The 17417-nt window shown below is 46.5% G+C and carries 16 protein-coding genes, 1 pseudogene and 2 riboswitches; of the genes and pseudogenes, 12 read left to right on the plus strand and 5 right to left on the minus strand.

All coding sequences use genetic code 11. The annotated features are described in order from the left end of the window. Window positions 1-180: 180 nt before the first annotated feature. A riboswitch (guanidine-I (ykkC/yxkD leader) is annotated at window positions 181-284 on the minus strand. Window positions 285-496: 212 nt separating this feature from the next. Then, window positions 497-597, plus strand: a riboswitch (guanidine-I (ykkC/yxkD leader). Window positions 598-863: 266 nt separating this feature from the next. From ABF86_RS10505 to ABF86_RS10525, 5 genes and pseudogenes are all read left to right on the plus strand, one after another. Further along, window positions 864-2402: an APC family permease gene (locus tag ABF86_RS10505; protein ID WP_011635441.1), complete on the plus strand. Its 1539-nt coding sequence runs from the start codon at window positions 864-866 to the stop codon at window positions 2400-2402. Between the two features lie 14 nt (window positions 2403-2416). Next, on the plus strand, window positions 2417-3145 hold the full coding sequence (locus tag ABF86_RS10510; RefSeq protein WP_011635442.1) for an urea amidolyase associated protein UAAP1: 729 nt from the start codon (window positions 2417-2419) through the stop codon (window positions 3143-3145). Continuing rightward, complete coding sequence (locus ABF86_RS10515; protein WP_011635443.1) at window positions 3142-3807, plus strand: urea amidolyase associated protein UAAP2; 666 nt, start codon at window positions 3142-3144, stop codon at window positions 3805-3807. The genes ABF86_RS10510 and ABF86_RS10515 overlap by 4 nt, the downstream gene beginning before the upstream one ends. A gap of 98 nt (window positions 3808-3905) precedes the next feature. Next, a pseudogene (locus ABF86_RS10520) lies at window positions 3906-6194 on the plus strand (5-oxoprolinase/urea amidolyase family protein); the annotation flags it as partial. A gap of 131 nt (window positions 6195-6325) precedes the next feature. Beyond that, on the plus strand, window positions 6326-6769 hold the full coding sequence (locus tag ABF86_RS10525; RefSeq protein WP_011635445.1) for a universal stress protein: 444 nt from the start codon (window positions 6326-6328) through the stop codon (window positions 6767-6769). Window positions 6770-6839: 70 nt separating this feature from the next. Here ABF86_RS10525 and mltB read toward each other — a convergent pair whose 3' ends face one another. Continuing rightward, window positions 6840-7913, minus strand: coding sequence for a lytic murein transglycosylase B (gene mltB, locus ABF86_RS10530; protein WP_074684985.1), 1074 nt, complete (start codon window positions 7911-7913; stop codon window positions 6840-6842). A gap of 143 nt (window positions 7914-8056) precedes the next feature. Between mltB and ABF86_RS10535 the strand changes: the two genes are divergently transcribed. From ABF86_RS10535 to rpmE, 4 genes are all read left to right on the plus strand, one after another. After that, window positions 8057-8203 (plus strand): hypothetical protein, encoded by a 147-nt coding sequence (locus ABF86_RS10535; protein WP_160803592.1) that lies wholly within the window; start codon window positions 8057-8059, stop codon window positions 8201-8203. Window positions 8204-8484: 281 nt separating this feature from the next. Beyond that, entirely contained in the window at window positions 8485-8811 is a 327-nt protein-coding gene (gene trxA, locus ABF86_RS10540) for a thioredoxin TrxA (RefSeq protein WP_011635447.1), read from the plus strand. A 214-nt stretch (window positions 8812-9025) separates the two neighbouring features. Then, window positions 9026-10285 (plus strand): transcription termination factor Rho, encoded by a 1260-nt coding sequence (gene rho, locus ABF86_RS10545; RefSeq protein ID WP_011635448.1) that lies wholly within the window; start codon window positions 9026-9028, stop codon window positions 10283-10285. A gap of 173 nt (window positions 10286-10458) precedes the next feature. Then, window positions 10459-10671 carry a 50S ribosomal protein L31 gene (rpmE, locus tag ABF86_RS10550; RefSeq protein ID WP_041353600.1) on the plus strand — a complete coding sequence of 71 codons (213 nt, stop codon included), beginning with the start codon at window positions 10459-10461 and terminating at the stop codon, window positions 10669-10671. A gap of 192 nt (window positions 10672-10863) precedes the next feature. On the opposite strand, the gene ABF86_RS13125 is transcribed toward rpmE, so the two are convergent. The 4 genes from ABF86_RS13125 to ABF86_RS10565 all read right to left on the minus strand — a co-directional run bounded on the left by ABF86_RS13125 (window position 10864) and on the right by ABF86_RS10565 (window position 14713). Continuing rightward, window positions 10864-11106, minus strand: a complete 243-nt coding sequence (locus ABF86_RS13125; protein WP_074456064.1) for a PP0621 family protein — start codon at window positions 11104-11106, stop codon at window positions 10864-10866. 59 nt (window positions 11107-11165) lie between these two features. Continuing rightward, window positions 11166-11447, minus strand: a complete 282-nt coding sequence (gene ftsB, locus ABF86_RS10555) for a cell division protein FtsB (protein WP_011635449.1) — start codon at window positions 11445-11447, stop codon at window positions 11166-11168. Beyond that, window positions 11444-12730, minus strand: coding sequence for a phosphopyruvate hydratase (gene eno, locus ABF86_RS10560; RefSeq protein ID WP_011635450.1), 1287 nt, complete (start codon window positions 12728-12730; stop codon window positions 11444-11446). Before eno ends, ftsB begins: the two co-directional genes overlap by 4 nt. Window positions 12731-13018: 288 nt before the next feature. Next, window positions 13019-14713 (minus strand): CTP synthase, encoded by a 1695-nt coding sequence (locus ABF86_RS10565; RefSeq protein WP_011635451.1) that lies wholly within the window; start codon window positions 14711-14713, stop codon window positions 13019-13021. Window positions 14714-14894: 181 nt separating this feature from the next. Here ABF86_RS10565 and sdhC point away from each other — a divergent pair, with 181 nt between their 5' ends. The 3 genes from sdhC to sdhA are packed head-to-tail and all read left to right on the plus strand — an operon-like array spanning window position 14895 to window position 17399. Beyond that, window positions 14895-15287, plus strand: a complete 393-nt coding sequence (gene sdhC / locus ABF86_RS10570; RefSeq protein WP_011635452.1) for a succinate dehydrogenase, cytochrome b556 subunit — start codon at window positions 14895-14897, stop codon at window positions 15285-15287. Next, window positions 15281-15634, plus strand: a complete 354-nt coding sequence (gene sdhD / locus ABF86_RS10575; RefSeq protein WP_011635453.1) for a succinate dehydrogenase, hydrophobic membrane anchor protein — start codon at window positions 15281-15283, stop codon at window positions 15632-15634. The genes sdhC and sdhD overlap by 7 nt, the downstream gene beginning before the upstream one ends. Before the next feature lies 1 nt (window position 15635). Beyond that, the gene (gene sdhA, locus ABF86_RS10580; protein ID WP_011635454.1) at window positions 15636-17399 is read left to right on the plus strand and encodes a succinate dehydrogenase flavoprotein subunit; all 1764 of its coding nucleotides are present in this window, start codon (window positions 15636-15638) and stop codon (window positions 17397-17399) included. Window positions 17400-17417: the final 18 nt, after the last annotated feature.

Below are 17417 nucleotides of genomic sequence, written 5' to 3' on the forward strand. Positions count from 1 at the left end.
GTGCTATAAAGGCAATCTAAAAGCACCTGATCATCAAGTAAATGGACGAGTTATTGGAAAGAAAACAGGAAGTGTGGAATAAAGCTGGAAAGAAAGGTAAAAAAAAGCAGGCGATACATATAACAAATCTCCAGACGGTCGGAAAATAACTAGAACCAATAATGCACCTGGCATTATGTAATCTCCCGGGCTTTTATCCCTCCGTGGCGCTTCGTTATGGAGAAGCCTCGGGCCCTCGGACCAGTCACTTCCCTTGGAAAGCCGGAACCCTAGCCCAAAGTAATTTCAAGTAGCTGGCAACAAATTCATGGCAGCAACCTTGTCCTGCTCGTCGAAACAAAAATACAACGTCAAGAGTAGCGAATCTTTGCTGAAATCACAATATTTCTCTTGTATTTCAAAAATCTTGATGTATATAATGAGATTGTGTTCTTGTTTGTCAAGATTGAATCCAATCAGGATTCTCACGGTAAACAAAATAATTAGAGGTACAGTTGCTTTACGAAACTAGGGTTCCGGCTTTCCAAGGGAAGTGACTGGTCCAAGGGTTTCGGGCCCTTTCAAGGGGTTCCACGGAGGGATAAAAGCCCGGGAGGTTATGTTTTTACATGAACTCCCGGAGCCCCCAATGGAAAAGTTATCGCACGCATGTACTTCTGTTCAATATTCAAATCCTTCATTCATTTATCCTTTTGCATCAACCGCTGGCTATTATTTAGCAGTTGGGGCGCTGTTACATATCCGTTTTCCCTGTTCAGATACTCCCAGGTTGCGGGCTTCCGCAGCTGCAATTAATTTCCCAGCAGTAAATTTTGTTGTTTCCAGCAGCACAAAATGCCCTTAACCTTCAAGAGAAGAACTATATGACAGCAGTAGAAAAGAAAGACTTATTTTCTGCAGCAGATAGCAGGTCGGCTGACGGAACTGAAACAGAATACGGAAACACCCGTGAAACAGGACAGCTTCGTCGCTGTATGAGTGTCTGGAACTGTTGCACCCTGGGATTCTCGGTCGTATCACCGGTAGTAGGGCTATACGCTATTTTTGGTGTCGAGAATCTGGTAACAGGCGGAGGATGGATTGCCGCACTTATTCTGAGTCTATTCATGCAGCTTACGGTAGCAACTGTCTATGCCGAGCTTTCATCACAATTTCCCATTGCCGGTGGCGCCTACAAATGGTCCATACATTTGATAGGGCCAAAGACAGGCCAGTATGCGGGAATCATTTATGTCAGCTCGGTAATTGCCATGTTGACCACGACTGCCTATACAGGAGGGATATGGCTTTCTGCAGTAGTCATGGGTGGAGACACACAAGGTGCCTCAGCAGTTATCTGGGGCGGTGTGTTCCTATTGATTTGTACACTGGTTAATATCGTTAACCAGCGAATTTACAAAATAATCAACTTACTCGGGGTCAGTGCTGAAGTATTGGGCTCGATATGTGTCGCACTGATCCTGTTTTTCTTCTTCCGTATCAATCCCGTTTCCGAATTGTTCCAGCATTTGGGAACGGGGCTGGCGCCTACCAGCATAACTGCTTTCCTGGCGGCATTAGCCATTGCAGGCTGGGCATTTATCGGATTCGATTCCTGCTCCACTATTGCTGAAGAGGCTCATAACCCCGAGAGAATTATTCCACGTGCAATCTTCCTGTCCCTGCTGGCGGTAGGCAGCGTGGTGCTTTTCAATTCTTCCGCATTGATGTTGTCGGTTAGTCACGCTATGTTAATCGAGTCCAGTGCTACTTCTGACCCCATTTCACCGATTATTGCCAGCACCATCGGCGTCTGGGCTGCCAAGCCATTTCTGATAATTGTGATGACAGCTTTTCTTTCCTGTGGATCATCGGTAGTTAATTACGCTGCACGCATCGTTTTCTCGATGGCGCGCGAAGGGAATCTGCCTACCTTCTTTTCGCATGTCACAAGAAAAACGCAACTGCCGCGCAATGCAATCGCCGGAACCGTGCTTATGGCCAGTCTCGGACTGCTTTTTGGGCTGAATGATGGCGCAGTTGCAACCATTATTGCTTTCGGAACAGGCGGGTTATATGCCATGTTTTCCATGACGACAGGCGTTGGTCTGTATGCACGGCTAACTGGCCGGTGGAATCCCACATTGGGCGCGCTTCGACTGGGGAAATGGGGATTGGCAATCAATATCATAGCTTTTGTCTGGGCACTATTCGAGCTGATCAACATTGGTTGGCCACGCGACTATATAGCCGCCCCGGGGGCAAGCTGGTGGCAGCTCTGGGCGGTACCACTTGTGTTGGGCACCCTGTTGATTCTAACAACATTGCATGTGCAAACAGGTTACAAGCGCGCGATAAAAAAGGTTTTGGACATTACTGCTCCGGGAGATATCCGGAAGCAGGTTGATAAAAACACACTGTAACGAGGAGTGAAGGTATGAATCAGATTGTTCAGTATCTTTGGGAAACACATATTCCCGGCGGGTGTCACTGGTCGGGAATTGTACGTCGAGGAACCACGTTGCGCCTGACAGACGCGGCAGGAGGCGCCAATGCCGCCGTTCTGTTTTACAACATGGAAGAAAAACTGGAGCGTTACAACATGGCAGATACGCTTAAAACACAGCATACATTCCACTTAACCAAAGGCCATGCCTGCCATTCCGATATGGGACGGGTTTTTTGTTGCATCACTGAAGATACGGCAGGCTGGAACGATACGGTTTGTGGTCTGAGTGACGCCGGGCTGATACGCCAGAAATTTGGCCTGGGCCGGTATCAGGAACTGCGTAACGATATGTATCGCAGCGGACTCGATGGCATGCTGATTGAGCTGGGAAAATGGGGGTTGGGCAGGCGTGACGTAGTACCCAACATCAATTTTTTCAGCAAGGTGACTGCTGGCCTGTCTGGAGAATTGCAATTTCATGTAAATCACAGCAAAGCAGGAGGCCATGTGGATCTGGCTTTTGTAATGGATACACTGATCGTGCTATCCGCAGCCTCGCATCCACTGGATCCGGCGGAAACCTATCACCCCGGTGCGATTGATCTGGCGGTATTCCCATCGTCTTCTACCGCAGAGAATGCATGTGCCCACATTGCGGAGAATGCACGCGCACTGGAAAACACCCGACGTCTTTATGCTTATGGAGGTGAAAAATGAGCACAAAAAATCTGGTTAAAAGCACACTAAATCCCGATCTTGCCGTTATCAATGAAATTTGTGCTGCAGGTGAGCCATGGGTCAAGGAAATAAAAAAGGGGCAAACATTCCGCATCGTTGATCTTGAAGGCAATCAGGCAGTCGATACGCTTTTTTACAATGCACAGGATGCAATGGAGCGTTACAGCGCATCCGACACCATATGCCGGCAACATAGTCTGTATCTGACAACCGGCAGCAAACTGTATTCCAATTTCGGTAATGTCATGCTCACCATTACAGCGGATACCTGTGGGCGACATGATACGGTAGGCGGTGCCTGCGCGGCCGAAAGCAATACCACTCGCTATGCGCTGGATAAATACCCGATGCACAGCTGTCGGGATAATTTTCTGCATGCCTTGGCGCATGATCCGGTGTGTGAACGACTCGGTATGAGCAAGCGCGATATCCCCGCCAACATCAATTTCTTCATGAATGTTCCAGTAACTGAAGAAGGTAACCTGGAGTTTGCCGATGGTGTATCAGCGCCCGGCAAATATGTGGAAATGCACGCCGAAATGGATGTGGTGGTACTGATTTCAAATTGTCCGCAATTGAATAATCCGTGTAATGCCTACAACCCCACCCCTATCCGTCTGCTGATCTGGCCAAGAATGTAACAATAGCCGAACCCTGCCCCCTGAGCCAGACATTACCGAGCATGGAGAACAGAATGTCCGATAAAACGTTAAGTACGAGTAAAGCCGCCAAACCTGTTATTGAAGTAGTCACACCTGGAATACAAACTACGATACAGGACTACCCTGGAAGACGAGGTTACTGGAATATCGGTGTACCACCTTCCGGGCCGATGGACAGCCTGGCATTCAGGCTCGCTAATCGCCTGGTGGGAAATGAGGAAGGGCAGGCTGCTATTGAAATCACTTTTTCGGGGCCGACTCTGCGCATTCATTACGACAGTGTCATCGCAGTGACGGGCGCTCCCGTCGAAGTAACCTTGAACGGAAAGCCATTAGCGCAATGGAAATCGCACAAGGTTAAAGCAGGGACATTACTTGTTTTTGGCGATGTGCTGGATCAGGGCAGCCGGGTTTATCTGGCAATACAGGGCGGTATTGACGTCCCGGATTATCTCGGCAGCAAATCCACCTTCATGCTGGGCCAGTTCGGCGGGCATGAAGGTCGCATCCTACAGGCAGGCGATATGTTGAACATCGCAGCAGACCTCTATGCAGAGTATGTTCCGCATGAACTGCCGCAAGCAGCTGTACCGCAATATACCCATCACTGGAAAATCGCAGTGCTATATGGCCCGCATGGCGCGCCAGATTTCTTTACAGAAAAAAGCGTCACGGGTTTCTTTGCTGCCGAATGGGTCGTGCACCATAACTCTGATCGTACCGGCGTGCGTCTGATCGGCCCGAAACCAGAATGGGCAAGGACAGATGGTGGAGAGGCTGGACTGCATCCTTCCAATGTGCACGATGTTCCCTATTCAATTGGCGCGGTGGACTTTACTGGAGATCTGCCGGTTATTCTTGGGCCGGATGGTCCCAGCCTGGGTGGGTTCGTCTGTCTGGTAACAGTTGCGTATGCTGAGCAGTGGAAAATGGGGCAACTCCAGCCTGGTGATCGCATTACCTTTCAGCGCATCACAGCCGATGATGCAACAGCACTAGAGGCATCTCAAGATGCATTCGTCCGCAGTTTGCATCTCCCGGAAACAATATCGGCGCCAACTACGATAAAGACAGCGACGTCAACATCACCCGATACTCCCATCTTGCATACCATTCCAGAAGCAGGCGAACAGGTGCAGGTTGTGTATCGGCAGGCGGGAGATAAAAACCTGCTGGTAGAATATGGCTCGATGACGCTTGATTTCAACCTGCGTTTTCGTATCCATGCGCTGATGGAATGGTTGCAGCAGGCTGTGGATGGCGGTGATCTGCCGGGAATCGTGGATTTGACGCCCGGCATCCGCTCACTGCATATCCGCTTTGATTCCAGAATATTGCCACGCAGCAGATTGCTGGACACGCTGATTTCTGCAGAGCAAAAACTACCTTCCGTTGAAAATATGGAAGTACCGACACGGATCGTGCATCTGCCGCTTTCCTGGAACGATTCATCCGTTCAGCTGGCTATGAAAAAATATATGCAATCTGTGCGTAAGGATGCACCATGGAATCCGGACAATATCGAATTTATACGACGAATCAATGGATTGAACGGTATTGATGAAGTCAGGAACATTATTTTTGATGCCAGCTATCTAGTGATGGGATTAGGGGATGTCTATCTGGGTGCGCCACTGGGCACGCCTGTGGATCCAAGACATCGCTTGGTCACGACCAAATACAATCCAGCCCGTACCTGGACACCAGAGAATGCGGTAGGGATTGGCGGCGCCTATATGTGTGTGTACGGTATGGAGAGCCCGGGTGGTTATCAGCTGGTGGGACGTACCATACAGATGTGGAACAGCCATATTCAGACAAAAGATTTTAAAGAGGGCAAACCTTGGTTGCTCCGTTTCTTTGATCAGGTGCGCTTCTACCCTGTGACAGAGGCAGAGCTGGCCAAGATACGCAAAGATTTTCCGAATGGAAGATTTAGTCCGTACATTGAAGAAGATCGTTTCAATCTCAAACAATACAACAACTTTCTGAAAGAACATGCTGTATCGATTGATGCCTTCAAAACAAAGCAGAAAGCTGCCTACATAGCTGAGCGTGAACGCTGGAAAGCGGATGGGCAGGAAAATTATACGACCAGTGAACCCCCGGAAAACAACTGCGTACCGTACAATATCACCATACCTACAGGAACTTGTGTGGTAAACACACATTTAACCGGTATTGTATGGAAATTGCTGGTAAGTGAAGGACAGCATGTGAACACGGGTGATGCTTTAGCGGTATTGGAATCAATGAAGATGGAATTTACGATCAAGGCACCTGTCAGCGGCGTAGTACACCAGATATTCAGCCCGGCGGGAAGCAAGGTCTCCGCCAGACAGATATTATTCCTAATCAGAGAATGAGCGCAGAATAATGCCTGTTGAGCTATCTGTTTTAATTCTAATGAAACATAATATCGCTAGTTTTGAAAATTAATGATGGTTATTGGTACGGAGATTCCTTAACTCTGCTTTATTAACTTGTCAGGAAAATCATGTCTGTTTACCAACATATTTTACTTGCCGTGGATTTTTCACCACAGGACAGCCAGGTTGCGCAGAAAGCTAGGAGTTTGGCGCTGCAAACTGGGGCAAAGCTCAGTCTTATTCATGTTCTGGATAATATTCCCATGCCTGATACGCCTTACGGCACCGTGATTCTGTTGGATACCAAAATATCTTATGCAATGCTGGAGACAGAGAAACAAAAATTGAATGAAATAGGTGATGAGTTGGAAATCAATCCTGGTTGCCGCTGGCTGATTTGGGGAGAGCCCAGACAGGAAATTATTCGTATCGCTGAGCAGGAAAGGATTGATCTGATCGTGGTTGGTTCGCGTGGAAGACACGGACTCGCATTGTTATTGGGTTCCACTGCGAACAGGGTGCTTTATCATGCAAAATGTGATGTGCTTGCGGTACGCTTACAGGACGATTAATCGTCGCCAGTGAGACTATCATCTTGGGCACCGCCTCGAAGGGTCTATTTGATGGTTATCAACCTGCTGGCTATGAAGATCTGGCAACGCGAATTGCTCTGGCCAGCTCAAAAACGGACATGGCATAAAAAGTGCTGCGGTTGTAGCGTGTGATTGCATAAAAATTTCTGAATCCCAGCCAGAACTGGCGGTTACCTTGGCTGTTCAATTCCAGCAAGGCTGACAGAGTGTCATCTGTAATTGAATCGAGTGGGATGATGCCGGCTTCGCGTAATTTTTTAACTGAATGTAACGGTTCTATGCCCGCATCCAGAAACTTCTGAAAGTTTTCTGATCTGATCCGCGCACGAACAGCAATCGGCTTGCCTGCTTCCCATCCATATTCCTTCAGATAATTACCTATACTGCCAATCGCATCGGCAGCACTCCCGGATAAATCAATTTTTCCATCATGATTAAAATCAACTGCGTAGCGCCTGTAGCTTCCGGGCATAAATTGAGGGATGCCAATTGCCCCGGCATAAGAGCCTTTGATGTCCAGCAACCCAAATTTTTGCTCCCTTGCCAGCAATAAATACTGCTCCAGCTCTTCACGAAAATAGTCTGCTCTTCTGGGGAAATCGAAAGCTAGTGTTGTCAATGCATCCAGGATGCGGTAGGTGCCGGTTGATGAACCATAAGCAGTCTCAATACCGATAATCGCGACGATGATTTCCTCAGGGACACCGTAGATTTTTCTTGCCTGTTCCAATTCGCTGGCGTGCTTGTTCCAGAAATTAATTCCACCTCTAATGCGCTGCATATTGACAAATCGTTTCCGATATTCATCCCAGGTAATTGCTGAGGCCGGGGTAGAGATCAGCTTGAGAATATCGGGCCGGAAATTTGTCTGAGAAAATATTTTTTCTAATTCGTCTATTTCATATTGATGGTGGTTCACCATATACGTTATAAAATTTCTGACTTCTGAGCGCGAAATGAGAGTTGGTTGTGCGGCTAAACAAACTGAAGAATAAGCAATCAGGATTATTGGCATAAATAAAAGCAGGCGATCCGGAAAATAACTGGAATTTATCAGCCTGAATAGATTTTTAACCAAGAAGTTCAGGAATGCCGGACGAGTTGAGCAGAAATCGTAGTTCATTTGTAAAAATCCTGATAAATGTTTCAGAGTGCTGCGAATCAGTTCGAAGTATTTGCTTTGATCAGGTAAAGAGAGGTGTTTCATTGAAAGTTGTCAGCTTAAAATCAGGTTTTCATATGGGTTAATCTAAGTGCGCAAACATAATGAATAAAGGAGTAATTTACAGACTTGCAGTATTATTGGACTTATTACAAGATGATTCAAAGTCTGCTTGTGCCGATAATCCCCGGGATTGTCCTGCTGGAATACTTGCAAAAAATTCAAAAATGTTGACAAATTTATTGATTTGAATGTTATTGTAAGTATAATATATAAAATATTCAGATCTTTTAGTTTTGCCTCACAGTTACGGTAAAAGCTACATTTTTAAAAAACAAAAACACTGCATAGTTTACTTATTACCCGCCCGTTCTTTCTGTAGTATACAAATATAGAGTCATTTTAGAATTCAAGTTGTCTTTAGTGGCTGTTTAGGACACTATCATTTGAATTCAGTTAATTGGTCAGTTGCAACAGACTGCAACTGCCGTCAGCGTTCACTTTGATCCAGCAAACTTTAAAAGAGGATTTCATGAGCCAACACATCCATTATGTTACAGATGCAACTTTTGAGGCAGAGGTATTGCAATGTCCCCTCCCGGTACTTGTCGATTATTGGGCTGAATGGTGTGGACCATGCAGAATGATTGCACCCATTCTGGATGAAATTGCAAATGAATATAATGGTCGCCTTAAAGTAGCTAAACTTAATATTGATGAAAATCAATCAACTCCACAGAAATACGGTATTCGTGGAATTCCGACCTTGATGCTGTTCAAGAACGGGAATATTGAGGCCACAAAGGTTGGGGCCTTATCAAAATCGCAGTTGATAGCGTTTGTTGATGACCATCTGTAAAACCAGATTTTAAGTACTGATACAGGCCGAGTGAGTTACGTGCAATCTTTACATTCGGCTGACTCTATTTCATTAGAGCGTGAGCGGTCTTTACAAATCGCGATTTTATTATCCGATATTGAGTAAGCCGGCAATAATTTCATACATCTCATAGCACGCTCTGAATATTCCCTCCATTCACCTGCACTTTTTTTGATCTTCAAGAGTCACTTTCATGCGTTTATCTGATTTAAAGAGCATTCATGTTTCAGAGTTGGTAAAAATGGCTATCGCGAATGATATTGAGGGTGCCAACCGAATGCGCAAGCAAGACCTGGTTTTTGCCCTCCTGAAAAACCAGGCACGTAAAGGTGAGAGCATATTCGGAGAGGGTACATTGGAGATCCTGCAGGATGGCTTCGGGTTTTTACGCTCTCCAGACACATCCTACCTTGCCGGGCCTGACGATATTTACATCTCCCCCAGTCAGATCCGTCGTTTTAATTTGCATACGGGGGATTCAGTCGATGGTGAAATACGACCCCCGAAAGAAGGAGAGCGTTATTTTGCACTGGTCAAGATAGACAAGGTTAATAATGAGCCACCTGAAAACTCCAAGCGCAAAATACTATTTGAAAATCTGACGCCACTTTTTCCAACTGAGCGTCTGACGTTGGAGCGCGATAATAAATCCGAGGAAAATATTACGGGTCGGATTATTGATTTAATTGCACCCATTGGGAAAGGTCAGCGTGGGTTATTGGTGGCCAGTCCAAAATCAGGTAAAACGGTGATGCTTCAGCACATCGCACATTCTATTGCAGCCAATCATCCGGATGTGGTGTTAATGGTGCTCTTGATTGACGAGCGCCCTGAGGAAGTTACAGAAATGGTACGTTCCGTGAGGGGGGAAGTCATATCATCAACTTTTGATGAATCGGCTGCTCGTCATGTTCAGGTAGCCGATATGGTGATCGAAAAGGCTAAACGATTGGTTGAGCACAAGAAAGATGTCGTCATCCTGCTTGATTCAATTACCCGCCTGGCGCGTGCATATAACATGATCGTACCTGCCTCCGGCAAGGTGCTGACCGGTGGGGTGGATGCAAACGCATTACAACGTCCCAAACGCTTCTTTGGTGCTGCACGCAATATTGAAGAAGGGGGGTCACTTACCATTATCGCCACTGCGCTGGTGGATACCGGTTCACGTATGGATGATGTGATCTATGAGGAGTTCAAAGGAACTGGTAACATGGAAATTCATCTTGATCGGCGCATGGCAGAAAAGCGTATTTACCCTGCCATCAATGTGAATCGTTCAGGAACTCGTCGAGAGGAACTCTTGATATCCTCGGAAATCCTGCAAAAAATATGGATTCTGCGTAAATTGCTTTACCCGATGGACGAGATGGATGCAATGTCATTTCTGCTGGATAAAATTAAGGCCACAAAAAATAACGCTGATTTTTTTGATTCCATGCGGCGCGTGTAATACCACGAAGACCACGTTGGCCAATTCAATTTGGGTGGAAATTTAATACCTTACTACTTGTGGGGAGGTTTTTATTTCAGTTAACGCAGCTGTAGTTAGTTGCAGCCATACTTATCTTAAGTGATAATAGCTGCCTTTTATTTAGCTCTTACAAGATAAAATAAGGATATCAAATGAAGGAAGGCATCCACCCGGAGTACCATGAAATAATCGTAACATGCAGCTGCGGCAGCGAATTCAAGACACGATCCGTTTTGAGCAGGCCTTTGCATATTGAGGTTTGTTCGTCCTGCCATCCGTTTTACACAGGTAAACAGAAAATCGTAGATACAGCAGGCAGGGTTGAGAAATTCAATCAGAAATACGGAAGATATTTACAGAAGTAATATCAGGGGAAATCAGCAAAGCATTTTTTATGCCGGGCTGAGAGTTTCTCTGTTGCAAATACCGTACCGGCTAAATATTATTAGCCGGGAGCAGCATTTCTAGTTGTTGTCTGTACTGGAGTATCATTACCCATATATCAGAAACATCATTGATCTGCTTGAGTTTCAGATCATGAATTCCCCTGTCTTTTTCTACTTGTGACAAGACCTGGATTGTAAATATAATTGACGGTGCTCCACACAACAGAAATGCTGACCATCCCCAATAATACCTTCGCTCTCTGGAAGGTGTACACCGCAATACGTACAACGCACCATATCTTCAATTGCTCCTGGGGTTGTATCCACTGAGTGTTTTTGTTTCCCTCGGAATGGTTTGAGCAACCAGAAAACTAAAAAACCAAGAGCGATTAGAATTATCCATTTGAAGATCATGAATCTTCACCTTCAAGCTGTTTTACTGCGATAAATATCAAGTTATTATGACGAGATGTTTATTTATTCTCGTACTCTACTACATGAAAAAACAGTTCATTCCTGCGAATCATTCCCAGCTCACTTCTTGCAAGCTCTTCGATCGCATCAAGCCCTTTTTTTAAATTATTAACTTCTGCTTCCAACACTGTGTTTCTATTCTGAAGGCTCTGGTTGGTTTCATGCAATGCAATGATTTGTTCATGCATTTCCATAATTTCCAACCAGCCACCCTTGCCGAACCATAATGGGTATTGCGTCAACGCAATCATAAGAACCAATAGTCCGGTTGTGATTTTCATGGTTTTAACTGGTAAAACGCTGACCTTCCAGCGTATTGTGCGACATCACCCAAATCTTCCTCAATACGTAACAGCTGGTTGTACTTGGCCAGTCGATCCGAGCGCGAAAGTGAGCCTGTTTTGATCTGTAAGGCGTTAGTGCCTACTGCTATATCAGCAATCATTGTATCCTCAGTTTCGCCGGAACGATGAGAGACTACGGCAGTATAGCCTGCGCACTTTGCCATTTCGATGGCATTCAGCGTTTCAGTAAGCGTACCAATCTGATTGATCTTGATCAGGATAGAGTTGGCGATATTGCGATTGATACCTTTCTTCAAAATTTTTGTATTGGTGGCAAATATATCATCACCGACTAGCTGAACCGTTTGTCCAAGTCTTTCAGTCAGCAGTTTCCAACCGTCCCAATCTTGTTCGCTTATGCCATCTTCAATGCTGATGATCGGATATTTTTCCACCCAGGACGCCAGATAATCTATGAATTGAGCCGAAGTAAGACTGAGGCCGTCTACAGCAAGGTGATATTTACCATCCCGGAAAAATTCTGAACTGGCACAATCCACTCCGATTGCCACCTCTGAACCAGGCTGATAACCCGCTTCGTCTATGGCCTGTACAATCAAGCCCAATGCTTCTTCATTGTGTGCGAAACCAGGGGCAAATCCACCTTCATCACCAACCGTCGTTGGCAAGTTTTTTTTGTGGAGCAATGTTCTGAGTTTGCCGAATACCTCTGCACCACAACGCACAGCTTCCCGCAGGCTTGGCAAACCCAGCGGTATAATCATAAATTCCTGCATATCCAGGCGATTATTTGCGTGTACACCACCATTAATCAGGTTCATCATTGGAACAGGCAACCACTTGGAGTTAGTCCCACCCAGATAACGATAAAGGGGAAGGCTGGATTCTTCTGCTGCTGCCTTTGCTACTGCGAGTGAAACGGCAAGGATCGCGTTGGCACCAAGTCTGGATTTATTTTCACTGCCATCAAGTTCAATTAACGTTTTATCAATGAAACATTGTTCTGTGGCGTCCAGCCCCATGATTTCTTCAGAAATTTCACCGTTGACGTTTTCAACCGCTTTTAGTACACCTTTTCCATAATAGCGTTGTGTATCGCCATCACGCAGCTCGACAGCCTCTCGTGTCCCGACAGATGCACCGGATGGCACTGAAGCACGCCCGAGCACACCCGATTCTAGCAATACATCGGCCTCTATGGTCGGGTTGCCGCGAGAATCGATAATTTCACGGGCGATTACATCTACGATTGCACTCATGCTGCTTTCCTTGTGTTATTCATTAGTGATGGGAGAATTTTTAGAATATACAAACTACCTTGCTGCTATATGTTCCGGGAGCATTGTTATTATGACGTACTTCATGATTTTTTGAGATTTCACAAAATGACAGCGTAATTGCGCTTATTTTACTTATCTTGTTTACTGTCGGAAACAGGCTGTTTCATTCAACTGGAGAATAAGGTTGATAGGTTATTGCTGCTTATCTATTTAAGATAAAAGGGGTTGTCAAAATAAAATATTCATGCAGCCATTTTCTTTGATGAATCAGTGTGTACTGTCTGTTGCGACATTTTTCTGCATGTTATGGTCACGAAGTTTTGCGTGGCCGGATTTATCGGCAAAACTGATGGCAGCCCGGACATAGTCGTTAAATAGAGGGTGGCCGTTTCTGGGGGTAGAGGTGAACTCCGGGTGAAACTGACAAGCAACAAACCAAGGGTGTCTGGATTGTGGTAACTCAATCATCTCACAAAGATTTTCAGCAGCAGATAGGCCGCTTACCTGCAGGCCGGCTTGTTCCAGCTGCGGAATAAACTCGGCATTAACCTCATAGCGATGCCGGTGACGCTCAATAATTTTATCTGTTCCATAGATTTTGCGCGCCAGGGTGTGTGGTTTCAGCAGACATTCCTGCCCTCCCAGGCGCATGGTTCCTCCCAGATCCGTCTGGGGAGAACGTTTCTCGATTTGCCCGCGACGATCACGCCATTCAGTGATCAAACCGAGAACAGGATAGGGTGTATCCGGGTTGAATTCAGTGCTGTGAGCATTTTCAAGCTGCAGGCAATTGCGGGCAAATTCAATGACTGCAAGCTGCATTCCGAGGCAGATGCCTAGATAAGGAATCTGATGATTGCGGGCATGGCTGATTGCCATGATTTTACCTTCCACCCCGCGTTTACCAAATCCCCCGGGCACCAGGATTGCATCCATGTTTGCCAGGCAGCCGGTTCCATGTCGTTCGATATTTTCCGAATCGATGTAATGAATATTTATTTTGCAGCGTGTATGGATCCCCGCATGGATCAATGCTTCCGACAGCGACTTATACGATTCGGTCAGATCAACATATTTTCCGACTAACGCTATAGAAACTTCATGTTCCGGATGTTCCAGTGCGTGGATCAATTTTTTCCAGGTTGTCAGATTGGCTGGTTTTGCCAGAATACCCAGTCTGTGACACACAATTTCATCCAGCATTTGTTCGTGTAATAGTGCCGGAATTTTGTAGATATTATCCACATCAATGGCGGAAATAACCGATTCCTCGCGAACATTGGTAAACAGTGCGATTTTTCGCCGCTCGTCCAGTGGAAGCGGGCGATCGGAGCGGCAAAGCAACACATCCGGCTGAATGCCGATTTCACGGAGCTCCTTGACCGAGTGCTGAGTAGGTTTGGTTTTAAGTTCGCCGGCCGAGCTGATGTAAGGCAGGAGTGTCAGGTGAATGAAGCAGGTATCGTGATGCGGGAGCTGGACTGACATTTGCCGGATTGCTTCCAGAAACGGCAAAGACTCAATGTCGCCAACTGTGCCGCCAATTTCTACAATTGCAACTTGTGCATCGGAAACACCATTGCGAATAAACAGTTTGATTTCATCCGTAATGTGCGGAATCACCTGCACAGTCCCGCCAAGATAATCTCCGCGACGTTCCTTGCGAATTACACTTTCATAAATCTGCCCGGTAGTGAAATTATTGCGCCGGGTCATTTTGGTACTAATGAAACGTTCGTAATGTCCCAGATCCAGATCGGTTTCAGCACCATCGTCTGTTACAAATACCTCTCCGTGCTGAAACGGGTTCATAGTCCCGGGGTCAACATTGATATAAGGATCCAGCTTGAGTATGGTTACCCGGATACCACGGGTTTCAAGCAAGGCTGCCAGAGAAGCGGCAGCAATTCCCTTGCCCAGGGAAGACACCACGCCACCAGTCACAAAGACAAATTTAGTCATGGGAGGTGATTTTAACAGTATTGATATATCGAAACAATGCGCACACCAGCTCTGGCAAAGGTAAATTTCCAGCTGACAGGTTAAGTTGTCTGCTGGCATGGAACGGATTAAACTAGAAAACTTGAGTAGCTGCTGGGGTTATCCACCCACCGATAAATTTATCTGGTCTGATTGATTATTTATGGAAACTCAATATCCGGGGAGACGACGCCCCAAGTATCTGAATCTGTTTAAAATCAGAGAACCTCTTCCCGCCATCGTTTCCATTCTGCATCGCATTAGCGGCGTATTGCTTTTTTTTCCGGGAATCCCGTTATTTCTCTGCGGGCTGCAAATGATGTTGGAATCACCGGAGAGTTTTGCCCGCTTGCAATCAATTCTAATTCATCCGCTGAGCAGGCTGTTTCTGCTGTTCGCAACCTGGTTTTTCCTACATCATCTGTTTGCCGGTATTCGTCATCTGGGGCTTGATATGCATTACGGCTTGCAATTACAGCACGCTCGCCTGAGTAGCAAACTGGTGCTGATTTTCGGGGCGATTTTAACAGTATTGGCGGGGATATGGTTATGGTAAAACCTGTAAACCGTATTATAACCGGGGCACATTATGGTTTAAGGGACTGGCTTGTGCAGCGAGTGACCGCTGTAATAATGGCGGTCTATACCGGATTACTGATTGTACTTGTGGTTGTTTACCAACCTGAAGGTTACGAAGAATTTAAATCGCTATTTTCCATTCAGTGGGTAAAAATTGCTTCATTGCTTTGTTTTGCCGGTCTATGCTGGCATGCTTGGGTGGGCGTGCGCAATGTCCTGATGGATTATGTTCACCCGATGTTTATTCGTCTGACACTGCAAGTCATGTGTATCGTGGCATTATTGGGCTATCTGATATGGTTCTTGGATATTTTGTGGGGCTGACGTGAAAGTTAAACAAAGGAAATTTGATGTGGTCATTGTCGGCGCGGGCGGAGCAGGTATGCGTGCCGCATTGCAGTTGTCCGAGGCTGGATTCAAGGTTGCGGTTTTATCCAAGGTTTTCCCGACCCGGTCACATACCGTGGCAGCACAAGGGGGGATTGCTGCAGCATTGGGCAATATAACTGAAGATGACTGGCGGTGGCACATGTATGATACCGTCAAGGGTTCGGATTATCTCGGCGACCAGGATGCGATTGAATTTATGTGTCGCCACGCTTCTGAAGTTGTATATGAGCTGGAACATTTTGGAATGCCATTTGACAGATTGGCGAATGGTAAAATTTATCAACGCCCGTTTGGCGGACAATCCCTACACTTTGGTGAAGAGCAGGCCAGCCGTTCCTGTGCAGTTGCTGATCGTACCGGCCATGCCATGCTGCATACTCTGTATCAGCGTAATGTCAGCTCCAACACCCAGTTTTTCGTGGAATGGTTGGGGCTGGATTTGATCCGCGATCATGAAGGCGAAGTGTTGGGAATCACGGCACTGGAAATGGAAACTGGTGAAGTCATGATCTTGCAGGCTCGTGCAACGCTACTAGCCACGGGAGGAGCTTGTCGCATTTTTGAGGCCAGTACCAATGCGCTCATTAATACGGGCGATGGCTTGGGAATGGCTGCGCGAGCAGGTATTCCACTGGAAGACATGGAATTCTGGCAGTTTCACCCAACAGGCGTGTATGGTGCAGGCATGCTGATTAGTGAGGCAGTGCGCGGAGAAGGTGGCTATCTGCTGAATGCTGAGGGTGAACGTTTTATGGAGCGTTATGCACCCCATGCCAAGGATCTGGCCAGCCGGGATGTTGTATCGCGTGCGCTGGTTACGGAGATTATGCAAGGCAGAGGGTGCGGCCCGGACGGTGATCACTTGCTGTTAAAGCTGGATCATCTAGGTGCAGAAACCATCCAATCCAAACTTCCCGGCATCCGGGAAATCTCGCTCAGATTTGCGCATATCGATCCTATTGAGGCACCCATTCCGGTTGTCCCGACTGCGCACTACATGATGGGGGGTATTCCCACTAATTATCATGGCCAGGTGGTCGCTCCCTATAAAACCAGTCCGGAAGAAGCCGTGCCGGGGCTTTATGCGGTCGGCGAATGCGCCTGTGTGTCAGTACATGGTGCAAACCGGCTGGGTACGAATTCGCTGCTGGATATTGTCGTGTTTGGACGTGCTGCCGGTAATCAAATTATTGAAGATCTGACCAAAAATAGTCATCACAAATCATTGCCACAGGATGTAGCAGAACAAACACTGACAAGGCTTTCACGTCTGGAAACCCAGAAGAATGGAGAAAGTGTTGCTGCAACGAATGCGGCACTGCGTAAAACCATGCAGACGCATTGTGGTGTCTTCCGCTTTTCTGACGTATTGAAAGAGGGTGTGGAAAAAATTAACGAAATCGCCGAACGGGTTAAGTACACTGAAATTCAGGACAAAAGCAGGGTGTTCAATACCGCCAGAGTGGAAGCGCTTGAGTTGGATAACTTGATTGAAGTAGCTGTAGCTACCATGATTTCAGCGGAAGCACGCCATGAAAGTCGGGGAGCGCATGCTCGTGATGATTTTCCCGAGCGGGATGACCAGAAATGGCTCAAGCACTCTCTGTTTTTCAGCAAGGATAAACACCTGGATTATAAACCGGTACGACTAAAGCCGCTGACCGTTGAATCTTTCCCGCCCAAAGCGAGAACCTATTGAACAACCATCCTCTGAAAA

It is taken from the genome of Nitrosomonas sp. GH22 (assembly GCF_009833115.1).
GTDB lineage: Bacteria > Pseudomonadota > Gammaproteobacteria > Burkholderiales > Nitrosomonadaceae > Nitrosomonas > Nitrosomonas eutropha.